Origin of the sequence: Klebsiella sp., assembly GCF_027492335.1 — a bacterium.
GTDB classification, from domain to species: domain Bacteria; phylum Pseudomonadota; class Gammaproteobacteria; order Enterobacterales; family Enterobacteriaceae; genus Klebsiella; species Klebsiella huaxiensis.
In genome coordinates this window covers 255,830-280,145 of the sequence record NZ_JAPUEW010000008.1, presented here as the reverse complement: position 1 = coordinate 280,145, position 24,316 = coordinate 255,830, and the positions used below count along the sequence as shown (strand labels likewise).

Annotated in this window: 23 protein-coding genes; 11 read left to right on the top strand and 12 right to left on the bottom strand. The window is 56.5% G+C overall.

Going from position 1 to position 24,316, the window contains the following annotated elements; genetic code table 11:
- The first annotated feature begins 19 nt into the window (after positions 1–19).
- The gene (locus QVF11_RS03320; RefSeq protein ID WP_287855213.1) at positions 20–1,024 is read left to right on the top strand and encodes a LacI family DNA-binding transcriptional regulator; all 1,005 of its coding nucleotides are present in this window, start codon (positions 20–22) and stop codon (positions 1,022–1,024) included.
- 1 nt (position 1,025) lies between these two features.
- Here QVF11_RS03320 and licT read toward each other — a convergent pair whose 3' ends face one another.
- The 4 genes from licT to QVF11_RS03300 all read right to left on the bottom strand — a co-directional run bounded on the left by licT (position 1,026) and on the right by QVF11_RS03300 (position 6,304).
- A complete protein-coding gene (gene licT, locus QVF11_RS03315; RefSeq protein WP_112215351.1) occupies positions 1,026–1,865 on the bottom strand; it encodes a BglG family transcription antiterminator LicT in 840 nt (279 codons plus the stop codon).
- On the bottom strand, positions 1,865–3,286 hold the full coding sequence (locus QVF11_RS03310) for a glycoside hydrolase family 1 protein (protein WP_287855212.1): 1,422 nt from the start codon (positions 3,284–3,286) through the stop codon (positions 1,865–1,867). The genes licT and QVF11_RS03310 overlap by 1 nt, the downstream gene beginning before the upstream one ends.
- Positions 3,283–5,163 (bottom strand): beta-glucoside-specific PTS transporter subunit IIABC, encoded by a 1,881-nt coding sequence (locus QVF11_RS03305; protein ID WP_287855211.1) that lies wholly within the window; start codon positions 5,161–5,163, stop codon positions 3,283–3,285. Before QVF11_RS03305 ends, QVF11_RS03310 begins: the two co-directional genes overlap by 4 nt.
- A 211-nt stretch (positions 5,164–5,374) precedes the next feature.
- Positions 5,375–6,304: a LysR substrate-binding domain-containing protein gene (locus QVF11_RS03300; protein WP_112215354.1), complete on the bottom strand. Its 930-nt coding sequence runs from the start codon at positions 6,302–6,304 to the stop codon at positions 5,375–5,377.
- Positions 6,305–6,475: 171 nt separating this feature from the next.
- Here QVF11_RS03300 and QVF11_RS03295 point away from each other — a divergent pair, with 171 nt between their 5' ends.
- From QVF11_RS03295 to QVF11_RS03265, 7 genes are read left to right on the top strand one after another with little or no spacing between them, the layout of a single operon-like run.
- A complete protein-coding gene (locus QVF11_RS03295) occupies positions 6,476–7,426 on the top strand; it encodes a branched-chain amino acid ABC transporter permease (RefSeq protein ID WP_112215355.1) in 951 nt (316 codons plus the stop codon).
- 9 nt (positions 7,427–7,435) lie between these two features.
- Complete coding sequence (locus tag QVF11_RS03290) at positions 7,436–8,542, top strand: branched-chain amino acid ABC transporter permease (RefSeq protein ID WP_112215356.1); 1,107 nt, start codon at positions 7,436–7,438, stop codon at positions 8,540–8,542.
- Entirely contained in the window at positions 8,539–9,306 is a 768-nt protein-coding gene (locus QVF11_RS03285) for an ABC transporter ATP-binding protein (protein ID WP_287855210.1), read from the top strand. Before QVF11_RS03290 ends, QVF11_RS03285 begins: the two co-directional genes overlap by 4 nt.
- Positions 9,299–10,018 carry an ABC transporter ATP-binding protein gene (locus QVF11_RS03280; protein WP_112215357.1) on the top strand — a complete coding sequence of 240 codons (720 nt, stop codon included), beginning with the start codon at positions 9,299–9,301 and terminating at the stop codon, positions 10,016–10,018. Before QVF11_RS03285 ends, QVF11_RS03280 begins: the two co-directional genes overlap by 8 nt.
- A gap of 27 nt (positions 10,019–10,045) precedes the next feature.
- On the top strand, positions 10,046–11,203 hold the full coding sequence (locus QVF11_RS03275; RefSeq protein ID WP_110273177.1) for a branched-chain amino acid ABC transporter substrate-binding protein: 1,158 nt from the start codon (positions 10,046–10,048) through the stop codon (positions 11,201–11,203).
- A 17-nt stretch (positions 11,204–11,220) separates the two neighbouring features.
- On the top strand, positions 11,221–11,703 hold the full coding sequence (locus tag QVF11_RS03270; protein ID WP_110273176.1) for an L-2-amino-thiazoline-4-carboxylic acid hydrolase: 483 nt from the start codon (positions 11,221–11,223) through the stop codon (positions 11,701–11,703).
- Complete coding sequence (locus tag QVF11_RS03265) at positions 11,700–12,941, top strand: Zn-dependent hydrolase (protein ID WP_287855209.1); 1,242 nt, start codon at positions 11,700–11,702, stop codon at positions 12,939–12,941. Before QVF11_RS03270 ends, QVF11_RS03265 begins: the two co-directional genes overlap by 4 nt.
- Before the next feature lie 46 nt (positions 12,942–12,987).
- On the opposite strand, the gene QVF11_RS03260 is transcribed toward QVF11_RS03265, so the two are convergent.
- The 4 genes from QVF11_RS03260 to QVF11_RS03245 all read right to left on the bottom strand — a co-directional run bounded on the left by QVF11_RS03260 (position 12,988) and on the right by QVF11_RS03245 (position 17,897).
- Entirely contained in the window at positions 12,988–14,010 is a 1,023-nt protein-coding gene (locus tag QVF11_RS03260; protein WP_185928576.1) for an ABC transporter permease, read from the bottom strand.
- 19 nt (positions 14,011–14,029) lie between these two features.
- Entirely contained in the window at positions 14,030–15,514 is a 1,485-nt protein-coding gene (locus tag QVF11_RS03255; protein WP_287855208.1) for a sugar ABC transporter ATP-binding protein, read from the bottom strand.
- A 26-nt stretch (positions 15,515–15,540) separates the two neighbouring features.
- Positions 15,541–16,464, bottom strand: coding sequence for a sugar ABC transporter substrate-binding protein (locus QVF11_RS03250; protein ID WP_112215362.1), 924 nt, complete (start codon positions 16,462–16,464; stop codon positions 15,541–15,543).
- Positions 16,465–16,877: 413 nt separating this feature from the next.
- Positions 16,878–17,897, bottom strand: coding sequence for a LacI family DNA-binding transcriptional regulator (locus tag QVF11_RS03245; protein ID WP_287855207.1), 1,020 nt, complete (start codon positions 17,895–17,897; stop codon positions 16,878–16,880).
- A gap of 103 nt (positions 17,898–18,000) precedes the next feature.
- Between QVF11_RS03245 and QVF11_RS03240 the strand changes: the two genes are divergently transcribed.
- A complete protein-coding gene (locus QVF11_RS03240) occupies positions 18,001–19,005 on the top strand; it encodes a Gfo/Idh/MocA family oxidoreductase (protein WP_287855206.1) in 1,005 nt (334 codons plus the stop codon).
- Between the two features lie 45 nt (positions 19,006–19,050).
- Here the strand turns inward: QVF11_RS03240 and QVF11_RS03235 are convergent, their stop codons facing one another.
- Positions 19,051–20,082, bottom strand: coding sequence for a Gfo/Idh/MocA family protein (locus QVF11_RS03235; RefSeq protein ID WP_287855205.1), 1,032 nt, complete (start codon positions 20,080–20,082; stop codon positions 19,051–19,053).
- Positions 20,083–20,247: 165 nt separating this feature from the next.
- Between QVF11_RS03235 and QVF11_RS03230 the strand changes: the two genes are divergently transcribed.
- Positions 20,248–21,120: an extended-spectrum class A beta-lactamase OXY-8-4 gene (locus tag QVF11_RS03230; protein ID WP_287855204.1), complete on the top strand. Its 873-nt coding sequence runs from the start codon at positions 20,248–20,250 to the stop codon at positions 21,118–21,120.
- Positions 21,121–21,388: 268 nt separating this feature from the next.
- Here the strand turns inward: QVF11_RS03230 and QVF11_RS03225 are convergent, their stop codons facing one another.
- From QVF11_RS03225 to QVF11_RS03215, 3 genes are all read right to left on the bottom strand, one after another.
- Complete coding sequence (locus QVF11_RS03225) at positions 21,389–21,802, bottom strand: DNA breaking-rejoining protein (RefSeq protein WP_112215367.1); 414 nt, start codon at positions 21,800–21,802, stop codon at positions 21,389–21,391.
- A gap of 86 nt (positions 21,803–21,888) precedes the next feature.
- Complete coding sequence (locus tag QVF11_RS03220) at positions 21,889–22,830, bottom strand: LysR substrate-binding domain-containing protein (protein ID WP_112215369.1); 942 nt, start codon at positions 22,828–22,830, stop codon at positions 21,889–21,891.
- A gap of 102 nt (positions 22,831–22,932) precedes the next feature.
- Positions 22,933–23,427 carry a DUF1097 domain-containing protein gene (locus QVF11_RS03215; protein ID WP_287855203.1) on the bottom strand — a complete coding sequence of 165 codons (495 nt, stop codon included), beginning with the start codon at positions 23,425–23,427 and terminating at the stop codon, positions 22,933–22,935.
- 257 nt (positions 23,428–23,684) lie between these two features.
- On the opposite strand from QVF11_RS03215, the gene QVF11_RS03210 reads away from it, so the two are divergent.
- Complete coding sequence (locus QVF11_RS03210) at positions 23,685–24,290, top strand: ankyrin repeat domain-containing protein (RefSeq protein WP_112215371.1); 606 nt, start codon at positions 23,685–23,687, stop codon at positions 24,288–24,290.
- Positions 24,291–24,316: the final 26 nt, after the last annotated feature.

Sequence of the window (24,316 nt, the reverse complement as noted above, 5' to 3'; positions counted from 1 at the left end):
TCAGGCTCATGGCGTCGTGATGAAAACCAAACGCGTTACCATTAAAGATATCGCCGAACTGGCGGGCGTTTCCAAAGCGACCGCCAGCCTGGTGCTGAACGGGCGTGGCAAAGAGCTGCGCGTGGCGCAGGAAACGCGCGAGCGCGTGCAGGCGATTGCCCGCGAACAGCACTATCAGCCGAGCATTCATGCCCGTTCACTGCGCGATAACCGCAGCCACACCATCGGGCTGGTAGTGCCGGAAATCACCAACTACGGCTTTGCAGTCTTTTCCCATGAGCTTGAGATGCTGTGCCGCGAGGCGGGCGTCCAGTTGCTTATCTCCTGTACCGACGAAAACCCCGGTCAGGAGAGCATGGTAGTGAACAATATGATTGCCCGTCAGGTCGACGGGCTGATCGTTGCTTCCTGTATGCATAATGATGCCGACTATCTGAAGCTCAGCGAACAGCTGCCGGTGGTGCTGTTTGACCGCTGTCCTAATGAAAGCGGCCTGCCGCTGGTGATGACCGATTCAATTACCCCGACGGCAGAGCTGATTTCTCGTATTGCGCCTTCGCATAGCGATGAGTTCTGGTTTTTAGGCGGTCAGCCTCGCCTGTCGCCGTCACGCGACCGCCTGACGGGATTCACTCAGGGCCTGGCTCAGGTGGGTATCGAACTGCGCCCGGAGTGGGTGATTAACGGCAACTATCATCCCAGCTCCGGCTATGAGATGTTCGCGGCCCTATGCGCCCGTCTTGGTCGGCCGCCAAAGGCGCTGTTTACCGCCGCCTGCGGGCTACTGGAAGGGGTACTGCGCTACATGAGCCAGCACCATTTGCTGGATTCAGACATCCATCTGGCGAGCTTCGACGATCACTATCTCTACGATTCGCTGTCGCTGCGTATTGATACCGTACAGCAAGACAACCGCCAGCTGGCCTGGCACTGCTACGACCTGATAAGCCAGCTGATTGACGGCAACACGCCCGAGCCGCTACAGCGCTACCTGCCCGCAACGCTGCAGTTTCGTCATCGTTGATTCACGCATCCAGCCCGCTGATTCGCACCAGGTGCACGGTGAGCCATAGCAGTTCGTTGCCCCCGAGGGTGATATCGAGCTGGGCTTTGACGTAATCGCGGATCAGCAGCGCGCAGCGATACGCTTCTGGATACTCCTTAATCACCTGCACCAGCAGAAAACTGTCCCGCGCGCCGTCCAGTTCCCCCTCTTGCAAACGCTGGAGGAAGAACTGCATATGGACCAGAAAGCGCGAGTAGTTAATCGATTCGGTGTCTATTTGCTGCTTAAAGTGGTACTGCACAAGATTAAAAATATCCTTCAGCATTTTCACCGACTGCATGGTCTGCGCCACGTCGTCACCCTCGCTCTGGCCGTTCACCAGATGAAATGCGATATTCCCGGCTTCCTCTTCCGGTAGCTCAATCCCGTACTGCTGACGAATCATCGTCACCGCTTCGCTGGCGACGCGAAACTGCTGCGGATAAAAGCGCCTGACTTCCGGCAGCAGGCGGTTTTGAATGGTGATCCCTTTGCGACTGCGTTCAATAGCAAACGTCAGGTGGTCAGCGAGGGTAAAGAAAATCTGCTCGCGAACCTTGCTGGCAAGCTGCATATTGGCGCGGGAAATAATCATCGCCGCCATTTCGATGACCTCATCCGGAATGGCGGAGAGCGCTTCAAGATAACCGCTGCGCACACCGAGCGTCTGGGTCACAAACAGCTTCTCTATCATCTGCGGGGCAATCTCATCCCCCGGTCGGCTGTTGAAGCCAATGCCTTTCCCCATAACGATAACCTCCCTGTTATCGTCATCCATGGAGAGCACCAGGCTATTATTGAGCACCTTCTGAACAATCATCACAGAGACTCGTCGTGGTTACCGTTTTGCGTAATGACATCCTTATACCACCAGAAGCTGCGTTTGCGGATCCTTTGCAGACTCTTCAGGTCGTCCTCGCCGCGATCGACGTAGATAAAACCGTAGCGCTTGGCGTACCCCTGGTGCGTGCTGACGACGTCAATCGCCGCCCACGGGCAGTAGCCCATCAGCTCGACGCCGTCAGCAATCGCCAGGCGCATTTGCTCAATATGCGCCTGTAAGAACGCGATACGATAATCATCATTCACCGTCCCGTCATGCTCCAGCTGATCCGGCGCGCCCATGCCGTTTTCAGTGATCAGAATCGGCAGGCCGTAGCGCTCGCACACTTTACGCAGCGTCAGGCGTAGCCCCACCGGGTCGACCACCCAGCCGTAAGGGGTTTTACCCACCCACGGATTTTCCGCTGGCCGATAAACCCCCTCTTCGCCCAGCATAATTTGCTGATCGCCCGCGCGCGGCGCAACGTCTGCGCCGTCACCCCGACTGGCAGCAATCGTCGCGGTGGAGTAGTAGTTAATGGCGATAAAATCCGGCCGCCCCTGCTGTAAAATCAACGCATCTTCTGGCTGCATTTCCGGCGCGAGGCCGCGATCTCCTAAATACGCCCACGCTAAGGCGTTGTAGCGGCCATGCACCGCCACATCCAAAAAGCTCCAGCAGCGCAGCGTTTCCCAGTTATGCGCGGCGATGGCATCTTCCGGTTTGCAGCTTTCGGCGTACATCGAAGTGGTGTTTATCGCCGGACCGATGCGCACCCCGGGAAACTCGCGGTGGCACAGGGCGAAGATCTGCGCCTGGGCCAGCATCATATGGTGATTCTGCTGGTACAGCGCTTTCTTGTCCGGCAACTCACGATCCGCGGGCACGCCAATCGCACCAGGGTGCAGGATCATGGTGTTCTGCTCGTTAATCGTCAGCCATAGCGGAACTTTATCGGCAAACTCGCTGAACAGCAGCCGGGCATAGCGCACAAATGCCTCCCCGGTTTTTCGGTTTAGCCAGCCGCCTTTTAGCTCAAGTGCCCAGGGCAGGTCGAAGTGGTACAGAGTGACAATCGGCGTAATGCCGTGGCGCGTCAGGGCGTCAATCAGGCGGCGATAAAAGGCCAGACCGGCTGGGTTCACCGCACCGTCGCCGTCCGGGATCACCCGCGACCAGGCCACCGAAAAGCGATAGGCCCTGAGCCCCATTTGCGCCATCAACGCAACATCTTCTTCTACGCGATGATAGTGGTCGCTGGCAACGCAGAAGTCTGCGGTCCCCGCCGGATGGCTGAGCATATCAACCACCGACGGCCCTTTACCGTCCTCATTCCACGCGCCCTCGACCTGATAGGCCGAGGTGGACGCGCCCCACAAAAAACCGTCCGGGAACTGCGCTTTGTTTTGATAAATCATGCCTGCGCCTCCTTAGCGGATTGCACCATCAGTTGCTCGCCGTAATCGACCTGCGCGGCGGCGGTCAGGCGCAGTGAGTGCTGCTCGTCACCGTTGACCACAATCACCGGGGTAATCAGGTCATACCCGGCCTGTTCGATGGCGGGGCTATCAAAGCGGATCAGCTCCTGTCCGGCTTCCACCTTATCGCCCACTTTCAGCGCTGAGCTAAAGTGCTGGCCGTTAAGATTAACCGTGTCGATACCAATATGGATAAGCAGCTCAAGCCCGCTTTCGCTTTGCAGACCCACCGCGTGACACGATGGCAGGAACATCATCACCGTGCCGCTAAACGGCGCGCGCAGTACCCCTTCCTGTGGACGAATCGCCAGGCCCTCACCCAGCAGACCGCCGGAAAAGACATCATCATTCACTTCACTCAACGCCACCACCTGGCCGCGCAGCGGGCTGAGCACTTCAATCTCACCCTCCATTTTCGGGCTAACCGCAGGTTGTGGCGCCTCACTGACCTCTTCTTGATCCTCAGGCGTATCTTTAAAGGCGATAAACCAGGTCAGGGTAAAGGTCACCACGATAGAAATCGCGCAGGTCACCAGCGCATGGACGATGTTCATCGGGTTTTCGCCGATAAACGCCGGCAGCGCCGCGAGGCCTGGAGAGACAAACGCGTAGCGCACCAGCCCGCTCACCCCGGCATAAACCCCTGCGCAGCCGCCGCCGATCATCGCGGCAATCAGCACGCGGCGGAACTTGAGCAGTACCCCGTACAGCGCCGGTTCGGTGATCCCCAGCAGCGCGGTAAAGCCCGATGAAGAGGCCAACTGGCGCAGGTTGCTATTTTTGGTTTTCAGCGCCACGCACAGCGTTGCCGCGCCCATCGCCACGTTTGACGCCAGCATCCCCGGTCCGTTAATCATCTCGTAACCACTTTTACTCAGCTGTCCGGTGGCGATTGGCGTCATCGCCCAGGCGGTGCCGGTAATAATCAGGAAGGGTTGCAGAGTGCCCATCAGCATCGGGATCAACCAGCTGGCGTGGCGGTCGATAGCGCCCGCGCCTGCGGCCACCAGGTCGTTAAGCAAAATACCCGCCGGGCCGACAACCACCAGCGCCAGCGGCGCGGTGATCAGCAGGATCAGCATCGGCTTAACGAAGAATTTGATAATCGAGGGCGAGACCTTCTCAGCGAAGCGCTCAACCCACGACATCAGCCACACCGTCAAAATAATCGGCAGCACCGACCCGGCGTAATCGGAAAGCAGAACGTTGATACCAACAAAATCAACCGCTTTACCGGCAGCCAGCATCTGGCCGATGCCCGGGTGCAGCAGCACGCCCGCAAGGGTCATCGCCAGAATGGGGTTACATTCAAACTTCAGCGACGCCCCGTAGGCCAGCAGCACTGGCAGGAAGAAGAACGCGGCATCGGCAATAATGTTGAGCAGCTGATAGGTCGAACTGGTTTCGCTAATCACGCCGGTTAGCTTAAGAATAGCCAGCAGCGCCTTGATCATCCCCGCGCCGGTAATCGCCGGGATCACCGGGGTGAAGGTGGTCGAAATAACGCTGATAATGCGCGCCACCATACCGGTCGGTTTGGCGTTTTTGTCGCCGCCTGCCTGACTTTTCTTTTCCGGTAGCGCCTTATTGAGCAGGCGATAAACCTGCTGCACCTCATTGCCGATCACAATCTGGAACTGGCCGCCCTTCTCCACCACGCTTATCACGCCGGGGATAGTGCCAATCTGCGCATCGTTAACTTTCGCGCGGTCGTTGAACTCCATGCGCAGTCGGGTCGCGCAATGGGTGAGCATTCGGATATTCTCCGCACCGCCCACCGCGTGGAGGATTTTGTCTGCTGTTTCGTTATAGTTCATAGTGTTCCCTGGTGTTGGGGCAAAAAAAAAGACCAAAACAGAGACGCTCCCCTTGGCGGGAGAGCATTTCTATTTTGGTCTTGCCTGCTTTCGCAGTAGCACGCCATCATAAAAATGGGTTATTTCGGCGGATTATCTAAGCGGCTTTGCTGTATTTCAATCACCAGCGGGTAAAAATGTGATCTTGATTGAGTAAATTCTTCAGTAAATATCAACCGAGAGCCTGCTGACGCAGCCAGCTCTGCAATAGCTTAGCGTTAGGCGTCATATCGCTATCCTGACGTACGCAGAGGTAGTAATCCCGGCCATCATCTATCGCCGAATCGAAGATTTTCACCAGCTCGCCGCTCTTCAGATAGGGGGCGATTAGCGGCTCGCGCATCAGAGCGCAGCCCAGTCCGGCCTGTACGCCTGCCAGAGTCAGCAAGCCATCCTCAAATAATGGCCCCGTCGAGCGCGGTGGACGCTTGACCCCCTGCTGCACAAACCACTGGTTCCAGGTCGTGCGCTCCTCGTCGTGCAGCAGCGGCATCTGCAATAGCTGCTCCGGGGTATCAATATGCCCATGCAGGCGCAAAAAGGCCTGGCTGCATACCGGCACCATTCTGCCGGAGATCAGCTTTTCGCTTTGATAACCCACCCAGTGTCCGTTGCCAAAGCGGATCGACATATCGGAGGCGTCGCTAAGGTAGTTACGGTGGTTGGCGTAAACCACGTTGATTTCAGTGTTCGGATTGGCATGCACGAACGACGGCAGGCGGGGAATAAACCAGCCCATGCCAAACAGCGGGATCAGGCTGATCGTCACCTGCTGGGTTTGCACCTGATCGACCAGATGCTCAGTGGCCTGGCGCAGCACGTTAAACGCCGCGCGGATCGAGCGATAATACTCCCGCCCCTGCTGGCTGAGGGTCAGCCGCCGCCCCTGGCGTTCGGTGAGCGGGATCTGCAAATAACCTTCCAGTACCTTCAGCTGATGGCTTACCGCCGAGGGTGAAATCGCCAGCTCCTGCGCCGCCAGGGTCACGCTACCCAGCCGCGCAATCGCCTCAAAGGCGCGTACCGCCCGCAGCGGCGGATCGTTGGCTAAAGTGCTCTCCGACCAGCTAACCGGCCCTTCCGATTGTTCTGTTTTTTTCATATGTTGATTTTCTTAGCGCATTCCCCGATCCGACACATTCTTTAATTATATTTAAAATCATAAAGATAGTTAACCACACTTTTATAATAAGAAAGAATATATGCGTATTTTACAATTTAATTCATTTGTTGGATGGTAGCTGTTATTTGAGCATCTTGTCGGAAGAATCAGTTGGACACACTCATACAACAAATTATCAACGGGGTCATGCTCGGCAGCATTTACGCCCTGATTGCGCTGGGCTACACCATGGTGTACGGCATTCTGCGCATTATTAACTTTGCCCACGGCGATATTCTGATGGTCGGCGCGCTGACCACGCTCTCCGGGATGAACGCGCTTAATGCCCACTTTCCCGGCCTGCCGCCGCTGGCTCAGCTGGGGCTGGCGCTGCTGCTGGCCATGGCGGTGTGCGCCCTGCTGGCGATGGCGGTGGAGCGTTTTGCCTACCGTCGCCTGCGCAACGCGCCGCGTCTGGCGCCGTTGATCTCCGGGATCGGCGTTTCAGTTCTGCTGCAAACTGTGGCGATGATCGTCTGGTCGCGCAATCCGCTGATGTTTCCGCAGATCCTGCCGATGGACCCGATCGCCGTGACCCACGGCAGCGAAGCGCATCCTCCGGCTCTTGTGACCGTCACCGGCATGGTCACCGTCGCGCTGGCCCTGGCGGTCATGCTCGGCCTGTGGCTGCTGGTGGAATACACCCGCTTAGGACGCGGCATGCGCGCGGTGGCGGAAAACCCACGTATCGCCACGCTGATGGGCGTAAACCCTAACGCCATTATCGCCCTCACTTTCGCCATTGGCGGCGTATTCGCCGCGCTGGCCGGCGTGATGATGGCCAGCAACTACGGCAATGCCAGCTTCTCAATGGGGTTTCTGCCCGGCATTAAAGCCTTTACCGCCGCGGTGCTCGGCGGCATCGGTAATATTCGCGGCGCGATGATCGGCGGCCTGCTGCTGGGGCTTATCGAATCACTCGGCGCGGGCTATCTCGGCGACCTGACCAACGGCGTTTTCGGCAGCAACTATCAGGATATCTTCGCCTTTATGGTGCTGATTCTGGTGCTGGTTTTCCGCCCAGCCGGTTTACTCGGCGAACGCGTTGCGCACCGGGCCTAGGAGGTAACAATGACAACAGCACAACTCGACACGCCCATCGTCTCCCGCCGCTTCTGGTCCGGGATGACCCTGTTCGTCTGCGCGCTGCTGGTCGCGCCAATGGTCGCCAGCCAGCTTGGCGGCAACTACTGGGTTCGAGTCATCGACTTCGCCCTGCTCTATATCATGCTGGCGCTGGGGCTGAATATCGTGGTCGGCTATACCGGCCTGCTGGATATGGGTTTTATCGCCTTTTACGCCGTCGGCGCGTATCTGGCAGCGCTGCTGGCCTCGCCGCACCTGCTGGACGTGTTCCCGATTTTAAATAGCTGGTTCCCGGACGGCCTGCATACCTCGTGGCTGGTGATTATTCCGCTTGCCGCGCTGGTGGCAGCGGGCTGCGGTATCGTGTTGGGCGCGCCGACGCTGAAGCTGCGCGGCGACTACCTGGCGATTGTCACTCTTGGCTTCGGCGAAATTATCCGCATCCTGATGCGCAACCTCGACCGCCCGGTCAACATCACCAACGGCGCAAAAGGCATCTCAGGTGTCGACACCCTGAGCCTGTTCGGCCTCAAGTTTAGCGGCGTCTATCACTGGTTCGGTTTTAAAGTCCCGGCATTGTGGTTGTGGTACTACCTGCTGATGCTGGTCATCGTGGCGATTATTTTTGTCTGCCTGCGTCTACAGCATTCGCGCATCGGTCGCGCCTGGCACGCTATCCGCGAGGATGAAGACGTCGCCCGGGCGATGGGGATCAACCTGCGTAACTACAAGCTGCTGGCTTTCGCTATCGGTGCTTCTTTTGGCGGCGTAGCGGGCGCGCTGTTCGGCGCGTTTCAGGGCTTCGTTTCGCCAGAATCCTTCACGCTTCAGGAGTCGATTGCGGTGCTGGCGATGGTGGTACTGGGCGGGATGGGGCATATCCCCGGGGTGATCCTCGGCGCGGTGCTGCTGACCGCGCTGCCGGAGCTGCTGCGTAGCCAGGCCGCGCCGGTGCAGCAGGCGCTGTTTGGCGAAGTGCTGATTGACCCGGAAATATTGCGCCAGCTGTTTTACGGCCTGGCGCTGGTTGGGGTGATGCTACTGCGTCCTCAGGGCATCTGGCCCGCACGTCATAAAGGAGCGAAAGCATGAGCCTGCTAAGCGTGCGCCATATGACGAAACGCTTCGGCGGCCTGACGGCAGTCGACAACGTGTCGCTCACCATCAACGAGGGTGAAATCTACGGCCTGATTGGCCCCAACGGCGCGGGAAAAACCACCTGTTTTAACCTGATAACCGGGCTTTACCCGGCGGACAGCGGCGAGTTCGCTATCGGCGGAGAAGCCTATTTTCCGAAGAATATTGAGAAAGTGACCGCCGCAGGCATCGCCCGCACCTTCCAGAACGTGCGGCTGTTTAACGACATGTCGGTGCTGGAAAACGTGATGGTGGGCCGCCACGTGCGCACCCGCAACGGTCTGTGGGCCGCGCTCTCCCGCCATAAACGCGCCCGTGCTGAAGAGGCGCAGACCCGCGAGCTGGCATGGCACTGGCTGGACTATACCGGCATCGCGCAGTTCGCCCACTATCGCGCCTGCGACCTCGCCTACGGCCACCAGCGGCGGCTGGAGATTGCCCGCGCGCTGGCTACCGACCCGCGCCTGCTGGCGCTGGATGAACCGGCTGCCGGAATGAACGCCGCCGAGAAAATGGCCCTTGGCGAACTGCTGCTGCGCATTCGCGATGACGGCAAAACGCTGCTGATGATTGAGCACGACGTCAAGCTGGTGATGGGGATCTGCGATCGCCTGATGGTGCTGGATTATGGCAAAACGTTAACCAGCGGCACGCCGGAAACCGTACGCCGCGATCCGGCGGTGATCGCCGCCTGGCTGGGAGGCAATGTCCATGTCTGATCTATTAACCGTTAGCCAGTTGAGTGTTCATTACGGCGGCATCCAGGCGGTGCGCGACGTCTCATTCAGCGTGAAAGAGGGTGAGCAGACCACGCTGATTGGCGCCAACGGTGCAGGCAAAAGTTCAACCGTCCGCGCTATTACCGGGCTGGAACCCTTTAGCGGCGACATTCTGTTTAACGGCAAGCCGATACGCAAACGCCGGGCCGAATCCCTGCTGCGTGAAGGGCTGGTGATGGTGCCGGAAGGTCGCGGCATCTTCGCGCGCATGACGGTGCTGGAAAACCTGCAAATGGGCGCGTGGCTGCGACGCGACGCGGCGGCGGTCAAACAGGAGATGCGCGCCATTTTCGAAAACTTTCCGCGCCTCGCCGAACGCCAGCATCAGCTGGCGGGACTGCTCTCCGGCGGCGAACAGCAGCTGCTGGCGCTTAACCGCGCCCTGCTCAGCCAGCCGCGCCTGCTGATCCTCGACGAACCCTCGATGGGTCTGGCGCCGCTAATGGTCGAAAACATTTTTCGCGTCATCGCCACCCTGCGCCAGCGCGGCGTCGCGCTGCTGCTGATAGAGCAGAACGCACGCCTGGCTCTTGAGGCCACCGACAGCGCCTGGGTGATGGACAGCGGCAGCATCGTCGAGCGCGGTCCGTCGCAGACGCTGCTGGCCGATGACCGTATTGCACAGATTTATTTGGGCGAAATGCCCGTTTAACACACCAACCAGCATCAGGGAAAAACAATGAAAACAGTAAAAATCAGTGCGCTCAGCGCCGCTATCCTGCTCAGTGGTTTTGCCTCATCCGCCGCGTGGTCTGCGGCCAGCGAAACCGTCATTATCGGCCTGGCAGGCCCGCTGACCGGCCCTTCCGCGCGTATCGGCAAGGACCTGGAAAACGGTGCGCAGCTGGCGATTGACGATATCAACAAGCAACATCCGACCATCGGCGGCAAGGCGGTAACCTTCAAGCTGCAATCGGAAGACGATCAGTCGGACCCGCGCACCGCCGTTGCCGTCGCCCAGCGTCTGGTCGATAGCGGCGTCGCGGGCGTGGTCGGTCACTGGAATACCGGCACCAGCATTCCTGCCGCGCGGGTTTACCACGATGCGGGCATCGCCCAGGTTGCACCGGTCGCCACCGGGCACGCCTATACCAAACAGGGCTTCGACACCAGCTTTCGCGTGATGGGCCACGATGATGACGGCGGCCAGTTTGCTGGACAGTACGCGGTGCAAACCCTGAAGGCCAAACGCATCGCGGTTATCGATGACCGTACCGCCTTCGGTCAGGGGCTGGCGGATGAGTTTATTAAGTCGCTGGAAGCACAGGGAATCAAAATCGTTGACCGCCAGTACGTCGATGACAAAACCGTCGATTTCAGCGCGGTGCTGACCGCGATCCGCAGCAAAAACGCCGACCTGATTTTCTTCGGCGGCGTCGATAGCCAGGCTGCTCCGCTGGCTCGCCGCATTAAACAGCTGGGCATGAACTCCACCCTGATGGGCGCGGGCGGCTTCGTGAGCCAGACCTTCCTCCAGTTGGCGCAGAAAGAGGGCGACGGCGTGGTGGCGCTGGAGCCGGGGCTGCCAGTCGAACAGATGCCGGGCGGTAAGGCCTTTGAGCAGGCTTACCAGTCGCGCTATCACACTCATATCGAGCTGCATGCGCCGTTCGCCTATGACGCCACCCGCGTACTGGTTGCGGCGATGGAAAAAGCCGACTCCGTCGACCCGGCCGACTACCTGCCCGCGCTGCGCGCCATTAGCTATTCCGGGGTCACCGGACAAATCGCCTTTGATAAAGAGGGCAACCTGAAATCGCCAACCTTTACCGTTTACAAAGTCGTCGACGGTAAATGGCAGCCGCAAACCGTACTCGGCGGCGCAACAACGAAGTAACGCAGTGAGGCAATGTGATGAGTGATAATAATGAGCTGGGCATTCTCGCCCGCCGCAAAATTGAAGCAGAAATAATCAAGCCGATTTACGACATCCTGGTGCGCGAGATAGGTAAAGCTCGCGCCCAGGCCGTTATCGGCGAAGCGATTGAAAACGCCGCCATTGAGGCGGGAAAAGCGTTTGCCAGCCAGGAGCCGAATGGCGCGGATATCCAGAGCTTTGTCGCCCTGCAGTATCTGTGGGAGAAAGATAACGCCCTGGAGGTCAAGGTGCTGGACGCCGACGACCAGCAGTATAACTACAACGTTAACCGCTGCCGCTACGCCGAGATGTACCACGAGATGGGACTGGGAGAAATTGGTCACCTGCTCTCCTGCGCCCGCGATGACAAGTTTATCGTCGGCTACGCCCCGGACGTGGAGCTGACCCGCACCACCACCATTATGCAGGGTGGAAAGTGCTGCGACTTCCGCTATCGCGTGAAAAAGGACAAACCATGATAACCGTCAACGGCGAACGTCTGTGGTCGACGCTCAACGAGATGGCCCTTATCGGCGCGACGCCGGCGGGCGGCGTAACCCGGCTGACGCTGAGCGACGAGGACCGCCAGGCGCGCGATCTGCTGCGCCAGTGGGCGCAGGAAGCTGGTTTTCCCTGCGAAGTCGATAGCATGGGCAATATGTTTATCCGCCGCGCCGGTAAAAATTCGCAGCTTGCTCCGGTGCTGACCGGTTCGCACGTCGACTCTCAGCCGCTCGGCGGCCGCTATGACGGGATTTACGGCGTGCTGGCCGGACTGGAAGCGCTGCGCACGCTAAACGATCTCGGCGTTGAGACCGAACGCGATATCGTGCTGGTGAACTGGACCAACGAAGAAGGGGCGCGCTTTGCCCCGGCAATGCTGGCATCCGGCGTCTGGGCCGGACAGTTTAGCGAAGCCTATGCGCTCGCCCGTGAAGATCGCGACGGCATCAGCGTCGGCGAGGCGCTGGAGGCTATCGGCTATCGCGGCGAACGCCCGACTGCCGCCTTCCCGCTGCACGCCTGCTACGAAGTGCATATCGAACAGGGGCCGATTCTGGAAGAAGAAGGCGTTGATATCGGCCTCGTCCATGCAGCAATGGGTCAGCGCTGGTTCAACGTCACGCTGGAGGGCTTTTCCGCCCACGCCGGAACCACGCCGATGGGCAGCCGCCGCGATGCGTTGACTGCTTTCGCCGAGCTCGCGCTGGCGGTTGAGCAAATCGGCATCGCGCACAACCCTGATGGCCGGGCGACGATTGGCATGGCGCAGGTGATACCGGGATCGCGTAACGTGGTTCCAGGCCGCGTGGCATGTAGCGTCGAGTTTCGTCATCCACAAACCGCAGCGCTGGAAGCCATGGAGCAAGCTCTGCATGGCGCTGCTGACGCGCTGGCAGCGCGCGGCGTGGCAGCAAACGTCGAGCGTATTTTCGATTACGCGCCGATTGCCTTTGACGCCGGGTGCCTGGTGCGCAGTCAGCGAGCGGCAGAGGCATTGGGCTACAGCGCCAGGACCATGGTTTCCGGTGCCGGTCACGATACCTGCTATGTCAGTAAGGTCGCGCCCGCCAGCATGATTTTCATCCCCTGCGAGAAAGGGATTAGCCATAACGAGGCGGAGAATATTCTGCCCGCGTGGGCGGAGAAAGGGGCCAACGTGCTGCTCAACAGTTTGCGCCTTGCTGCCGATGAGCAGGAGCCGGGTAGCGCGTAAACGAGCAACCAGCCCGCAGCGATTCACGCCGCGGGCTATCTTTGAGTTAATGTTTCTTGCGGTTACGCCGCATATCGATGGTCACCGCCGCGACGATAATGATGCCTTTGATAATATCCTGCACGTAGGCGTCGACGCCGACAAAGGTAAACCCGCTTTTAATCAGGCCAAGGATCATCGCGCCGATTAAGGTTCCGGTAATACGCCCCACCCCGCCCATCAGGCTGCTGCCGCCAATGACCGCTGCGGCAATCGCATCCAGCTCATAGGACATTCCCATGCTCGACTGCCCGCTGCTGACGCGCGCCGCCAGCACCACGCCCGCGAGGCCGGAGAGCGCCCCGGCGATGGTATAGACGATCACCAGGTACTTATTCACGTTAATACCGGAGACCTTCGCCGACGTCATATTGCCACCAATGGCGTACACGTATTTTCCGTAGCGGGTATGTTTCAGGGCAATGTGAAATACCGCGGCGACGACGAAGAAAATAATCACCGGCATTGCCCCCTGGCCGATAGCGGTAAAGCTGTCGGATAAGAAGCTAATCGGGTTGCCCTGGGTGTAATACTGCGCGAGGCCGCGCGCCGACACCATCATCCCCAGCGTGGCGATAAACGGCGGAATACCGGTGCGGGTGACGAGAAACCCGTTGGTTAAACCGCACAGCAGGCCGACGCCAATCCCGGCACCAATCGGAATGACCGCAGGCATATTGACCAGCGACGGGAACATCGGCGTCAGGCTGTCGGAAGTTTGTGCGAGGCTTGCCGCCACCACGGCGGCGAGCGCGATCACCGAACCGGAGGAGAGGTCAATCCCGGTGGTAATAATGACCTGCGTCACCCCCACCGCGATAATGCCGATAATCGCCACTTGCAGAACAATTAATATCAGGCGGTTGGTATTCATTAAAAAGGACTGATCGCGCACGTACCAACCGGCAATTTCAAAAGTCAGGGCAATCACCAGCATGACGATAAATATTCCGGTATCTTTCGGCAGCTTGTGACGTAATTGACCAAAGAAAGAGGGCTTATCATTGACCGGGGTCGCCGTTATTTTCATATTGCTCATTCTCTGTGCCTCAATGGGATGCCAACGACAAAATGGTTTCCTGGTCGGCGTCCTCTTTATCGAGGATGCCGGTAATACGCCCTTCATGCATCACCATCACCCGGTCGCTCATGCCGAGAATTTCAGGTAATTCAGAAGAGACCATAATCACCGCCACGCCGCGGTTCGCCAGTTCGCTGATCAGATGATAAATTTCCGCTTTCGCCCCCACGTCGATTCCGCGCGTTGGCTCATCGAGAATCAGTATTTTCGGCTGGGCTAAAAGCCAGCGGGCAATCAGCACTTTTTGCTGATTACCACCGCTGAGGTTATTAATAATCTGATCCATGGTTGGAGTTTTAATATTCAGGCGGCGGATCTGCTCCATGCAGTCTTCGGCCATTTTGAGATGCTGAACAAAACCGGTTTTACCAATATATTCCGGCATTTTGACGATACTCATATTCTCGAGGACCGATAACACCAGGAACAGGCCTGACTTTTTGCGGTCTTCGGTGAGCAGCGCCATGCCTTTTTCGATGGCCGTTGACGGCGAATCGATATTAACCGGCATTCCGTCTATCAGTACTTCGCCGCTATCGGCTTGCTCCATGCCGAACAGGCTTTCCATGACTTCGCTACGCCCGGCGCCCACCAGCCCGGCCACGCCGAGGATTTCGCCGCGCCGTACGCTAAAGTTGATATCGTGAAAGACCCCTTTACGCGTCAAATTGCGCACCGTCAGCACCTCTTCGCCAATGGTGTTATTAAACTTGGGAAAGAGCTGAGTAAGCTCCCGGCCAACCATCTGGGTAATCAGCGACTGGCGAGTAAACTCGGTGGTATTTTGACTGCCAACCCAGGTGCCATCGCGAAATACGCTGATTTCATCGGTAATCGCGAATATCTCGTCCATCTTATGGCTGATGTAAATAATGGCTTTTCCCTGCTGGCGCAAATCGCGAATAATCGTAAACAGGTGCGCTACTTCGCTCTCGGTTAATGCCGAGGTCGGCTCATCCATAATCACAATATCCGCGTTCCAGGAAACCGCTTTGGCAATTTCCACCATCTGCTGGGCAGCGATACTTAACTCCCCCACCAGCCGGTCAGCGGATAAACGGATATTCAGTTTATTCAGCAGTTCCTGAGTCTGGCGGGTAAGCTGGCGATGATCGACAAAGCCATATTTCATCGGCTCACGGCCCAGCCAGATATTTTCCGCCACCGTCATATGCGGCACCAGATTAAGCTCCTGGTGGATCATCGAGATCCCGGAGCGCAGCGCGTCCATCGTATCCTGAAACTGGACCGGCTCTCCTTTGACGCGGATCGCGCCTTTATCGGGGCGATAGATCCCGATAAGGCATTTCATTAACGTCGATTTCCCGGCGCCGTTTTCGCCCATCAGCGCGTGCACCGTCCCCGGGCGCACGCGTAATGAGACGTTGTCGAGCGCCTTCACGCCGGGGAAGAACTTGCTGATACCTTCGGCTTCAAGTGCAAAAGCGTTCATACGTCCACCTCCAAACCACTGAGCAATTATTTCTGGTTGCGGTTCACAAACTCAGCCATGTTGTCTTTGGTGATCAGCTGGTAGGGAACGTCGATGACCTTTTCCACTTTCTCGCCGTTAGCGAGCTTAACGGCGGCATCAACCGCGCCTTCGCCCTGCCCTTTCGCGTCCTGGAAAATCGTGGCGATCATCTTGCCGTTTTTGAGCATTTGCAGCGCATCGGGCGTGCCATCCACTCCGGCAATCAGAATATGGTTCGGGTTTTTACCCAGCGCCTGCAGCGCACCGATGGCCATTTCATCGTTGTTGGACGCGATAGCCTGAATGTCTTCACCGCTGGTCATCCAGTTGCTGACCACGTCAACGGCATCGTTACGCATAAATTTGGCGGTCTGTTTTTGCACAATTTTGATATCCGGGTACTTCGCCACCACCTCTTCGACGCCTTTGGTGCGGTCGCGGGTCGATTCATTCGCCAGGTCGCCGAGCAGAATGGCGACGTTGCCTTTACCGTTCATCGCCTTGGCTAACGCTTCCATCTGTAAGCGCCCCGCCAGCACCGAGTCAGAGCCGACGTAGGCCATTTTGTCGGTCAGCTGCGCCTGTGGGCGGCGGTTAACAAAGACCAGCGGAATACCGGCTTTGGTGGCCTGGTCCATAATCGGCTTCACCGCGTTGGTGTCGACCGGGTTGACGATAATCACATCGACGCCCTGGCCAATAAAATTTTGTACCTGCTGTAGCTGCTGCGAGACGTCGCCTTTGGCATCTTCGACCTGCGACTTAACTCCATCTTTTTGCATCTCTTTTTGCATCGCGGTGCGCAGAATCGTCAGGAAGTTGTCATCAAATAGCGCCATAGACACACCGACCGAAATATCTTTCGCCATCACGACCGCTGGCAGCATGCAGGCTATCAAAGAGGCAACAACCGTTTTCTTGATATTCATAGTTGATCCTTTATTTACAGGTACATCGGTTAGGTAAGATAAAATGAAAAATTAGTTTCATTAATTGTGCGTTAAGCGCCTGCTTTTTCAGCTTTTCGAAAAAACGGACCGCGTGCTGGCGCATTTTTCACTGTTGATCGGAATCACAAAATTTAGTTGTTTTAGAATGTGTTTTTGAAACATCAGTCCATTTATTACGAAAGAAACATTCCAGACCATTTATTTCATTAACAACACATATGAAACTTTTATAAGTAAATAACTGAAATGAAAATTTTAAAACCGCACGTTAACAGAACTTTGACACACATCTAACATTGACGCATAAATGCGCAAAAAATGAGAGACAGGCGACGATTTGGGGCGCTGTGAGATAAGCCTTGCGGGGAGTTCAAAAAGAAGAATAAGAGCGCTCAGTCGACGTTTTCAGCGCTATAGAGGATAAATTCGACCCTACCATCGCTAAAAACATCCGGTTGATAGCCGGTCTCAAGATGGCGCAGGGCCAGTTCCACCGCCAGTTGGGCGTGCTGGCGAGGGTTTTGATCGAGCGTCAATGCCATTCCCCCCTGCGCCAACTGCTCACGGGTGGTGCTGTATCGTTCATGGGTAATCCAGCAGCATTCGCCGTAGCGACGATGGCGGGCCAGCGCCTGCGCCACCTGCGTATTGCCAAGGCCGGTATTGTAAATGCCGACGACATCGCGATTACGGTTCAGGGCTTTCTCCAGCAGGCGGTCGATTTGCTGTCGGTTATCCTCCCCCGCCAGTACTTCACCCAGTTGTAGATGAGGAAAACGTTGGCTAATCACATCGCGAAAGCCCTGAATACGCGAGCGATGAGCGCTGAAGTCCTGGCGACCGCAGATCATCAGCACTTCGCCGGAACGATGGGCCATCAGTCCCATCATCATGCCTGCGGTGCGTCCAGCCTGCTGCTGATTAATCCCCACATGACAGAGCCTCTGCGCTTGCGGAAGGTCGGTGACCAGCGTAATCACCGGCACGTTTGCCTCTCGGCATTGACGCAACGCCTCGTAGACCCGCGGATGTTCGTTGCCAAAGACAATGATCGCATGGCGCTTTTTACTGCTGCGGATAATGCTTTTCGCCAATTTTTCTGGCTCAGATTCCGCCACCAGCGTGCGGTGCAGCGTAAGACGACGATAGCCAAGACTATCCGCCACGTCGGCGAAATCCTGCGTCAGGCGGGAGAAAAACAACGAATCATTAGCGCTGAGGAGCACTTCGATTTGCCACGGTAGGCGACGCTCTTGTGGCAAAATCCGCTTCAGCCCGGCTTCGCGGGCCGCCTGCAACACTCTGCGGGTGGTTTCCGGCGATACGCCGCCGCGCTCGTTAAGCACCCGATCAACAGTCGCCACACCAACGCCAATCTGCTTAGCCAGTTCCTCCAGCGAAATACTTTTCATCGCTCCCCTCACCATGATGGAAATCCATCAAAACGCCTGTGTCGGTCAGTGTAGCAAACGGATTACTTTGGCAGCGGTAAATCCCTTTTTCTGGAGAAGAAAAATGACCTGCATTCGTTTTGCACTGTTAGGCAGCGGTTTTATCGGCCAGGTTCACGCCGCCAGCCTTGCTCGCCATGAACATACCGTTCTGGCCATGGTGGCTGATGCCGACCCCAATCGGGCGAAAGCGCTGGCCTCCCGTTACAGCGCGCGGGCGGTAACCGTCGCCGAGGCCATCAATAGCGATGCGATTGATGCGGTGCTGATCGCCAGCTCAACCCCATCGCACGCGGAGCTGCTGGAGGCCGCCGCGCGCGCCGGGAAAGCCGTCTACTGCGAAAAACCCATCGATCTTTCGCTGGCTCGCGCACGGGAGGTTGTCGAGAAAGTGTTGCCGCTCAAAGTGCCGGTAACCGTGGGGTTTAACCGCCGCTTTGACGCCAGCCATCAGCAGTTGCGCCGTCAGGTTGAGGCTGGCGTTATCGGCAAAATCGAGCTGGTACAGATGGTGTGCCGGGCATCGGTTATGCCGCCGCTCGAGTATCTGCGCAGCTCCGGCGGCCAGATGCGCGACCAGGCGATTCACTTTTTTGACCTGCTGCGTTTTCTTACCGGCGATGAAGTGACGACCGTCGCCGCCATGGGAGGCGCGCTGGCGCAGCCGGAGATCGCCGGGTTCGATGATGTCGACACCTCCATTCTGCTGCTGAGAATGCGCGGCGGCGGGCTGGCTCAGCTGGACAATACCCGGCGTACCGGCCACGGCTACGATGAACGCGTTAGCCTGCTTGGAGCGGATGGCGTGGTAGAGTCCGGCAGCCAGACATCACGCGGCGTGACGCTGTGGCAAGGAGATCGCTGCATTCAGCCCGGTCTGTATCCGGACTGGTTCAGCCGTGTCCAGGGTTCGTATTATCAGCACATGGATGCCTTTGTCCGATCGCTGCGCGGGGAAAACGTACCGGACCTGCCGGGGCTGCTGGACGGCCTGCAAGCGCAGGCTATCGCCGAGGCCGCCGTGCTCTCGCTGCAACAGGAGCAATTTGTTAGCGTCGACCTGTCGTAAAAAAGCCCCGTATACCTGACGGTATACGGGGCAAGCACCGCGCCACTAGCGCTCTTCGTTAAATACCACGCCAATCTGCCGCCGCACTTCATCCATTACGCTCAGGTTTTCCAGCACCCTGGCCAACGGGCGGATCGGCGAATTCGTTAATCCCTGCCCGACGCACCAGGCAAAATGCTCGGCCTGATAAAACAGCTGGTCATAGCGATTACGCGGCTCTTCCCAGCGCAACACATTGCCGCCCTGGCTGGCGGTGAGGGTAAAATTCCCCGGCGCGTAAAACTGCCCATCAAGGGTCAGAGTCGCATTGCGCCCGGCCACCACCGCGCCGCCCGGCGTATTGCTGAATAGCGTGGTGTTCAGCAGCCCTTGCAAGCCCTCTTCCCAGTTAAAAAGCATCGAAATTTGCCCGTTGACGCCTTTCTGGGCTGGACGCCCGCGGGCGATAATATCCTGCGGCACACCGCCAACCATGACGCTAAACGAGGTCAGATAGCTGCCAAGATCCATCATCGGACCACCGGCGAGGTCGGCATTAAAAATGCGATGATCCGGCGTAAAGAACTCCCCGTGATCGGCGAGCAGCGTATGCAGATCGCCCAGTACGCCGTCATCCAGCAGTTGGCGAATCACATCATATTTCGGCGCGTAGTCGCACCACATCGCCTCCATCGCCAACTTGCCCCGCTTTGCCGCTTCGGCTTGTAGCGCGGCCCCTTCCCGCCGGTTCAGCGCAAAAGGCTTTTCAATCAGCACATGCTTACCCGCTTTTAGTACCCGCAGCCCGTCCGGGAAATGGTGATTGTGCGGCGTGGCAATATACACTGCATCAATATCCGGACGCGCCAGCATCTCATCCACCTGAGCGTAAGCCTGAGGGATCGCCCACTGTGCAGCAAAACTGTCGGCCTTTTGTTGCGTGCGCGAGGCCACGGCGACAACCTGCTGACGGCTCTGCTCTTTTAAAGATTTTACAAAACGCTCGGCAATCCATCCGGGGCCAATAATTCCCCAGCGCAGAACAGGGACAGATTGCGCGGCGTGATGGCGCGGTTTCGGTAACTGAGACGGGAACATAGCGGCTCCTTGTTTTTATGGGGTATACACAAAGGACACTATAAGCAGGCGCTAAGGGTGAGGAATAACGAATTAATGATGGAATTCCATCATCGAATTACCACTTGTCAAAATACAAGATGTCGCGGATAGTCCGGGCAGCTAATCACTATCAAGGAGCCAGAGATGATTAAATGTTCGTGGCGTAAAACCGCCCTGATTGCCGCCGCCTTGCCTTTATTGCTCTGTAGCAGTTCATTATGGGCCAATGCCGATGCTATTCAGCAGAAGCTGACTGATTTAGAAAAAAGCTCCGGCGGCAGGCTGGGCGTAGCGCTGATTAATACTACAGATAATTCTCAAATCTTATATCGCGGAGATGAACGTTTTGCCATGTGCAGCACCGGTAAAGTGATGGCCGCTGCCGCGGTGTTAAAGCAAAGCGAAGTCGATAATCAAGTATTGAATAAAAGACTGGAGATTAAGAAATCAGATTTGGTGGTCTGGAGTCCGGTGACCGAAAAACATCTGCAGAGCGGAATGACGCTGGCGGAATTAAGCGCCGCAACCCTGCAATATAGCGATAACACCGCGATGAATAAGATGATTGGTTATCTTGGCGGACCAGACAAAGTGACCGCATTCGCCCGCAGCATTGGCGATGTCACTTTTCGTCTTGATCGTACGGAGCCTGCGCTGAACACCGCGATCCCGGGTGATGAACGCGATACCACCACGCCGCTGGCGATGGCCGAAAGCCTGCACAAGCTGACGCTGGGTAATGCTCTGGGTGAACAGCAGCGCGCCCAGTTAGTGACATGGTTGAAAGGCAACACCACCGGCGGGCAGAGCATTAGCGCGGGGCTGCCTGCAGGCTGGGTCGTGGGAGATAAAACCGGCGCCGGTGATTACGGCACGACCAATGATATCGCCGTTATCTGGCCGGAAAATCATGCCCCGCTGGTGTTAGTCACTTATTTCACCCAACCACAGCAGGATGCGAAAAGCCGCAAAGAGGTATTAGCCGCAGCGGCAAAAATCGTGACCGAAGGGCTGTAGCCCGGTTCGGGGGTTTACACCACAATCCAGGAGGGCAGTCCGCTACGGCTTCCCGGGCCAGGGGTTCACTGCCGTGGGCAGATCGGTAGCCCGGACAGGCGTGTCACGCGCCGCCTCCGGGAAATTCAGCCACTCTGCGCTCTGCTCCCGGGGGCGGCGCTCAACGCGCCTTGCCCGGGCTACGGGTTCACCGCCATCTGCGATCCGGTAGCCCGTATAAGGCATTTACGCCGCAATCCGGGGAAAGCCGAACGCTCATGTTGAAATATTAATCCGTGATTTTAAACGTCAGCGCATAGGTGCTGGTTTTACCTTCATCACGCGCCCCCCCCATCTGATAAACCCGCACGGTATATTTACCACCAGCAGTAAGACGTTGCTCAAAAACATCGCCGCTCATTGATCCGTTATAAATCACCTCGTTAGCCGGTGTGATCACGTTAAAATAAGGATGCGGCCACTGGCTCTTCATGCTGATATGCATCATCTGGCCCGATTTTGCCATCAGCGTAAAATCATGACTATCATCACCGGTCACGGTACTTTTTATTATCGTGCCGTTGCTGCCTTTATCAAAACGAACGGCATTGCTGTTTATTTTATCACTCGCTATTAATGATACTGACGTTAATAAACAACTAACACAGATCATGCCACCAACAATTAACTTTAAATTTTTCATTTAATTAACACCTTATGTTTTTTATGCGCGCTGTTATAGCACATAAGGTGTCAGGAGTAAGCGCGACCGTAATAAAAGCCTGAATATTATTCTCGCGTCTCCTGACGATGGAGTAAATCCTGATAAATCGTCGTTAATATCCCTCCCGGACGAAACCCTTTTTTGATCCATTGCGTCACCTGGCCGGTCGCGGCGTGCTGGGTCGCCAGCAGCATTCCCGAGTCCTGTCGCGGGTTGTGGATCTGGCGGGTCACCAGCAATTTCTTCTCCATCGCTTCATGCGCCATATAATCCGGCAGAAATCCGATCCCTTCACCGAGGATCTGGCACTGGCATTTGGTATTAAAGTCCGGCACCAGGATCGCCTCCTGACCGTGCAGCAGCCAGCCCACCTTTTTATTAATGGTGCTGGCGGTATCCTCAACCATGATATTGGGGTACAGGCGTAGCTGGCTTTCGGAAATCGGCTCCGGCATAAACGCCAACGGATGATCCGGGGCAATAGCAAATACCCAGCGGATCGAGCCGATCTCAGTGTAATCAATACCGCCGCCGTCGAGCAGGGTATCCGGCGCACCGATAGCGATATTCGCTTGATTATTAATCATCGAGTCCCAGACACCGTTATAGACCTCGGTGGTCACAGTTATCTGGCAAGTAGGAAACTGTTTTTTTAACACCTGTAGCAGCCGTGCCGTGTGGCGCGGCGTATAGAGCAACTGATTAATACAGATGCGCACCCGCGCTTCAATTCCCTGAGAGATGGTATCGATGCTGCGCTTGATAGCGTGAAAATCATTCAACAGGTCAGTGGCTTTGCGAAAAAGATAAAAACCGGATTCGGTCAACTCAATGCTGCGGGTATTGCGGGTAAAAAGCACCACGTCCAGCCCCGCCTCCATCCGTTTGATGGTGTAGCTAATGGCTGATGTGGTCAGCCCCAGCTCATCTGCGGCTTTACTAAAGCTGCCGAAACGTGCTGCGGTGGTAAACGCCAGCAGGTTCTCTTCAGTAAAAATGGAATTCATGTGGTGCTCCTGCTTTTATTTACCCATACAGTTGGGAAATGTATTGGCAGTACTGATGCCAGGGCAACCATTTTTGAATATCTTTTAAAAACTGGCGGCTTATTACACGTTCTCCTTCGACGTCGCCTCGCTGAGTTTTCGCCCGCTATACTCGGAAATAAAGCCCACGCAGTTACCGGCCAGGAACCCCAACAACGTCACCGTCCAGTTCAGCCCGGTGGCGAAAAACAGCGTCATCCCCAGGAAGCCGCCAGGAATAAAAGAAGTGAGCGCAAACCGTCCCTGCCAGACGATAACCGCCGAAAACGGCACCGTGGTTATTACGCTGGCCCAGAAGCCCGAAATTCCCGTGGCTGAAGCAATCCCCCCCGCGGCCAGCGCGGCGAGATACGCCCAGATGGCCCCGGAATAGTTAACGAAGAGACTTTTTACCCAGCCTTCTTTACCGCCGCCCGCCGCGTAAAAACTACAAAAGGCGACAAAGCCAATGGTACCGAGTAATTCCCAACCGTGTTGCAGCCCAACGTGCGAGGAAATCAGCTGCCAGACGCCAGCGCAGATGCCAACCGTAATCCCCGTAGCGGTGAGTCCGTTCATATCTCTCTCCTCTTATTAAAATGGCCTGATGAAGTATTTCAGCGAGGAAACTATATCGAAACAAAACCCGATTGAGTTAAGGGACAAAGAGGGAAAGAAACAAACGTTGCACTAACGCACAGTCTGCATCGATTATTAAATAATATTCAACAATCAACCTGATTATGGCGAATAAAATTTAAGCGGGTTCTTTTCTCATAATTTCGTTGCTATTCTCAGACCACCAATAAACAGCCACAAAAATCAGGGGAATGATAATGACCACACCAAATCTGCTGAATGAATATTTACTGGCTGCTGAACTAGGTAATTTAAATCAATTAAAAACCTGTCTAACACAAGGTTTCGATATTAATGCCAGCAATCGCCAGGGACAAACGGCCATTACGCTGGCAAGTCTGAATCACCATTATGACTGCGTCTCTGTGTTAATTTCCGCCGGAGTCGATATTAATCAGCAGGACAGAACCTGCCTCAATCCCTTTTTACTCAGCTGCCTGAATAACGATATTAAATTGCTGCAATTAATACTCCCCGCAAAGCCGGATCTGAACTGTTTAACCCGATTTGGCGGCGTGGGCCTGACGCCTGCCTGCGAAAAAGGCCATATTGAGATCGTTAAAATACTGCTGGCCGAGACCGATATTAACGTCAACCACACCAACTTTGTTGGCTGGACGCCGCTGCTGGAAGCGATCGTTCTCAATGACGGCGGCCCGACGCAGCAGGCTATTGTTAAGCTGCTGCTGGAGCACGACGCCAGCCCGCATATGACCGATAAATATGGCAAAACCCCGCTGGAGCTGGCACGGGAGAAAGGGTTTGAAGAGATTGCCCAATTGCTAATTTCTGCGGGAGCATAAACAGGAGCAGCGCTATCAACACCTTC

What these genes read in the sequence shown, in the direction of transcription:
- QVF11_RS03235 (WP_287855205.1), bottom strand. Translation starts at nt 20,082, where the DNA reads ATGTTCCCGTCTCAGTTACCGAAACCGCGCCATCACGCCGCGCAATCT.
- QVF11_RS03215 (WP_287855203.1), bottom strand. Translation starts at nt 23,427, where the DNA reads ATGAACGGACTCACCGCTACGGGGATTACGGTTGGCATCTGCGCTGGC.
- QVF11_RS03275 (WP_110273177.1), top strand. Translation starts at nt 10,046, where the DNA reads ATGAAAACAGTAAAAATCAGTGCGCTCAGCGCCGCTATCCTGCTCAGT.
- QVF11_RS03280 (WP_112215357.1), top strand. Translation starts at nt 9,299, where the DNA reads ATGTCTGATCTATTAACCGTTAGCCAGTTGAGTGTTCATTACGGCGGC.
- QVF11_RS03230 (WP_287855204.1), top strand. Translation starts at nt 20,248, where the DNA reads ATGATTAAATGTTCGTGGCGTAAAACCGCCCTGATTGCCGCCGCCTTG.
- QVF11_RS03270 (WP_110273176.1), top strand. Translation starts at nt 11,221, where the DNA reads ATGAGTGATAATAATGAGCTGGGCATTCTCGCCCGCCGCAAAATTGAA.
- QVF11_RS03245 (WP_287855207.1), bottom strand. Translation starts at nt 17,897, where the DNA reads ATGAAAAGTATTTCGCTGGAGGAACTGGCTAAGCAGATTGGCGTTGGT.
- licT (WP_112215351.1), bottom strand. Translation starts at nt 1,865, where the DNA reads ATGATTGTTCAGAAGGTGCTCAATAATAGCCTGGTGCTCTCCATGGAT.
- QVF11_RS03225 (WP_112215367.1), bottom strand. Translation starts at nt 21,802, where the DNA reads ATGAAAAATTTAAAGTTAATTGTTGGTGGCATGATCTGTGTTAGTTGT.
- QVF11_RS03305 (WP_287855211.1), bottom strand. Translation starts at nt 5,163, where the DNA reads ATGAACTATAACGAAACAGCAGACAAAATCCTCCACGCGGTGGGCGGT.
- QVF11_RS03285 (WP_287855210.1), top strand. Translation starts at nt 8,539, where the DNA reads ATGAGCCTGCTAAGCGTGCGCCATATGACGAAACGCTTCGGCGGCCTG.
- QVF11_RS03290 (WP_112215356.1), top strand. Translation starts at nt 7,436, where the DNA reads ATGACAACAGCACAACTCGACACGCCCATCGTCTCCCGCCGCTTCTGG.
- QVF11_RS03310 (WP_287855212.1), bottom strand. Translation starts at nt 3,286, where the DNA reads ATGATTTATCAAAACAAAGCGCAGTTCCCGGACGGTTTTTTGTGGGGC.
- QVF11_RS03255 (WP_287855208.1), bottom strand. Translation starts at nt 15,514, where the DNA reads ATGAACGCTTTTGCACTTGAAGCCGAAGGTATCAGCAAGTTCTTCCCC.
- QVF11_RS03265 (WP_287855209.1), top strand. Translation starts at nt 11,700, where the DNA reads ATGATAACCGTCAACGGCGAACGTCTGTGGTCGACGCTCAACGAGATG.
- QVF11_RS03250 (WP_112215362.1), bottom strand. Translation starts at nt 16,464, where the DNA reads ATGAATATCAAGAAAACGGTTGTTGCCTCTTTGATAGCCTGCATGCTG.
- QVF11_RS03320 (WP_287855213.1), top strand. Translation starts at nt 20, where the DNA reads ATGAAAACCAAACGCGTTACCATTAAAGATATCGCCGAACTGGCGGGC.
- QVF11_RS03240 (WP_287855206.1), top strand. Translation starts at nt 18,001, where the DNA reads ATGACCTGCATTCGTTTTGCACTGTTAGGCAGCGGTTTTATCGGCCAG.
- QVF11_RS03210 (WP_112215371.1), top strand. Translation starts at nt 23,685, where the DNA reads ATGACCACACCAAATCTGCTGAATGAATATTTACTGGCTGCTGAACTA.
- QVF11_RS03220 (WP_112215369.1), bottom strand. Translation starts at nt 22,830, where the DNA reads ATGAATTCCATTTTTACTGAAGAGAACCTGCTGGCGTTTACCACCGCA.
- QVF11_RS03300 (WP_112215354.1), bottom strand. Translation starts at nt 6,304, where the DNA reads ATGAAAAAAACAGAACAATCGGAAGGGCCGGTTAGCTGGTCGGAGAGC.
- QVF11_RS03260 (WP_185928576.1), bottom strand. Translation starts at nt 14,010, where the DNA reads ATGAAAATAACGGCGACCCCGGTCAATGATAAGCCCTCTTTCTTTGGT.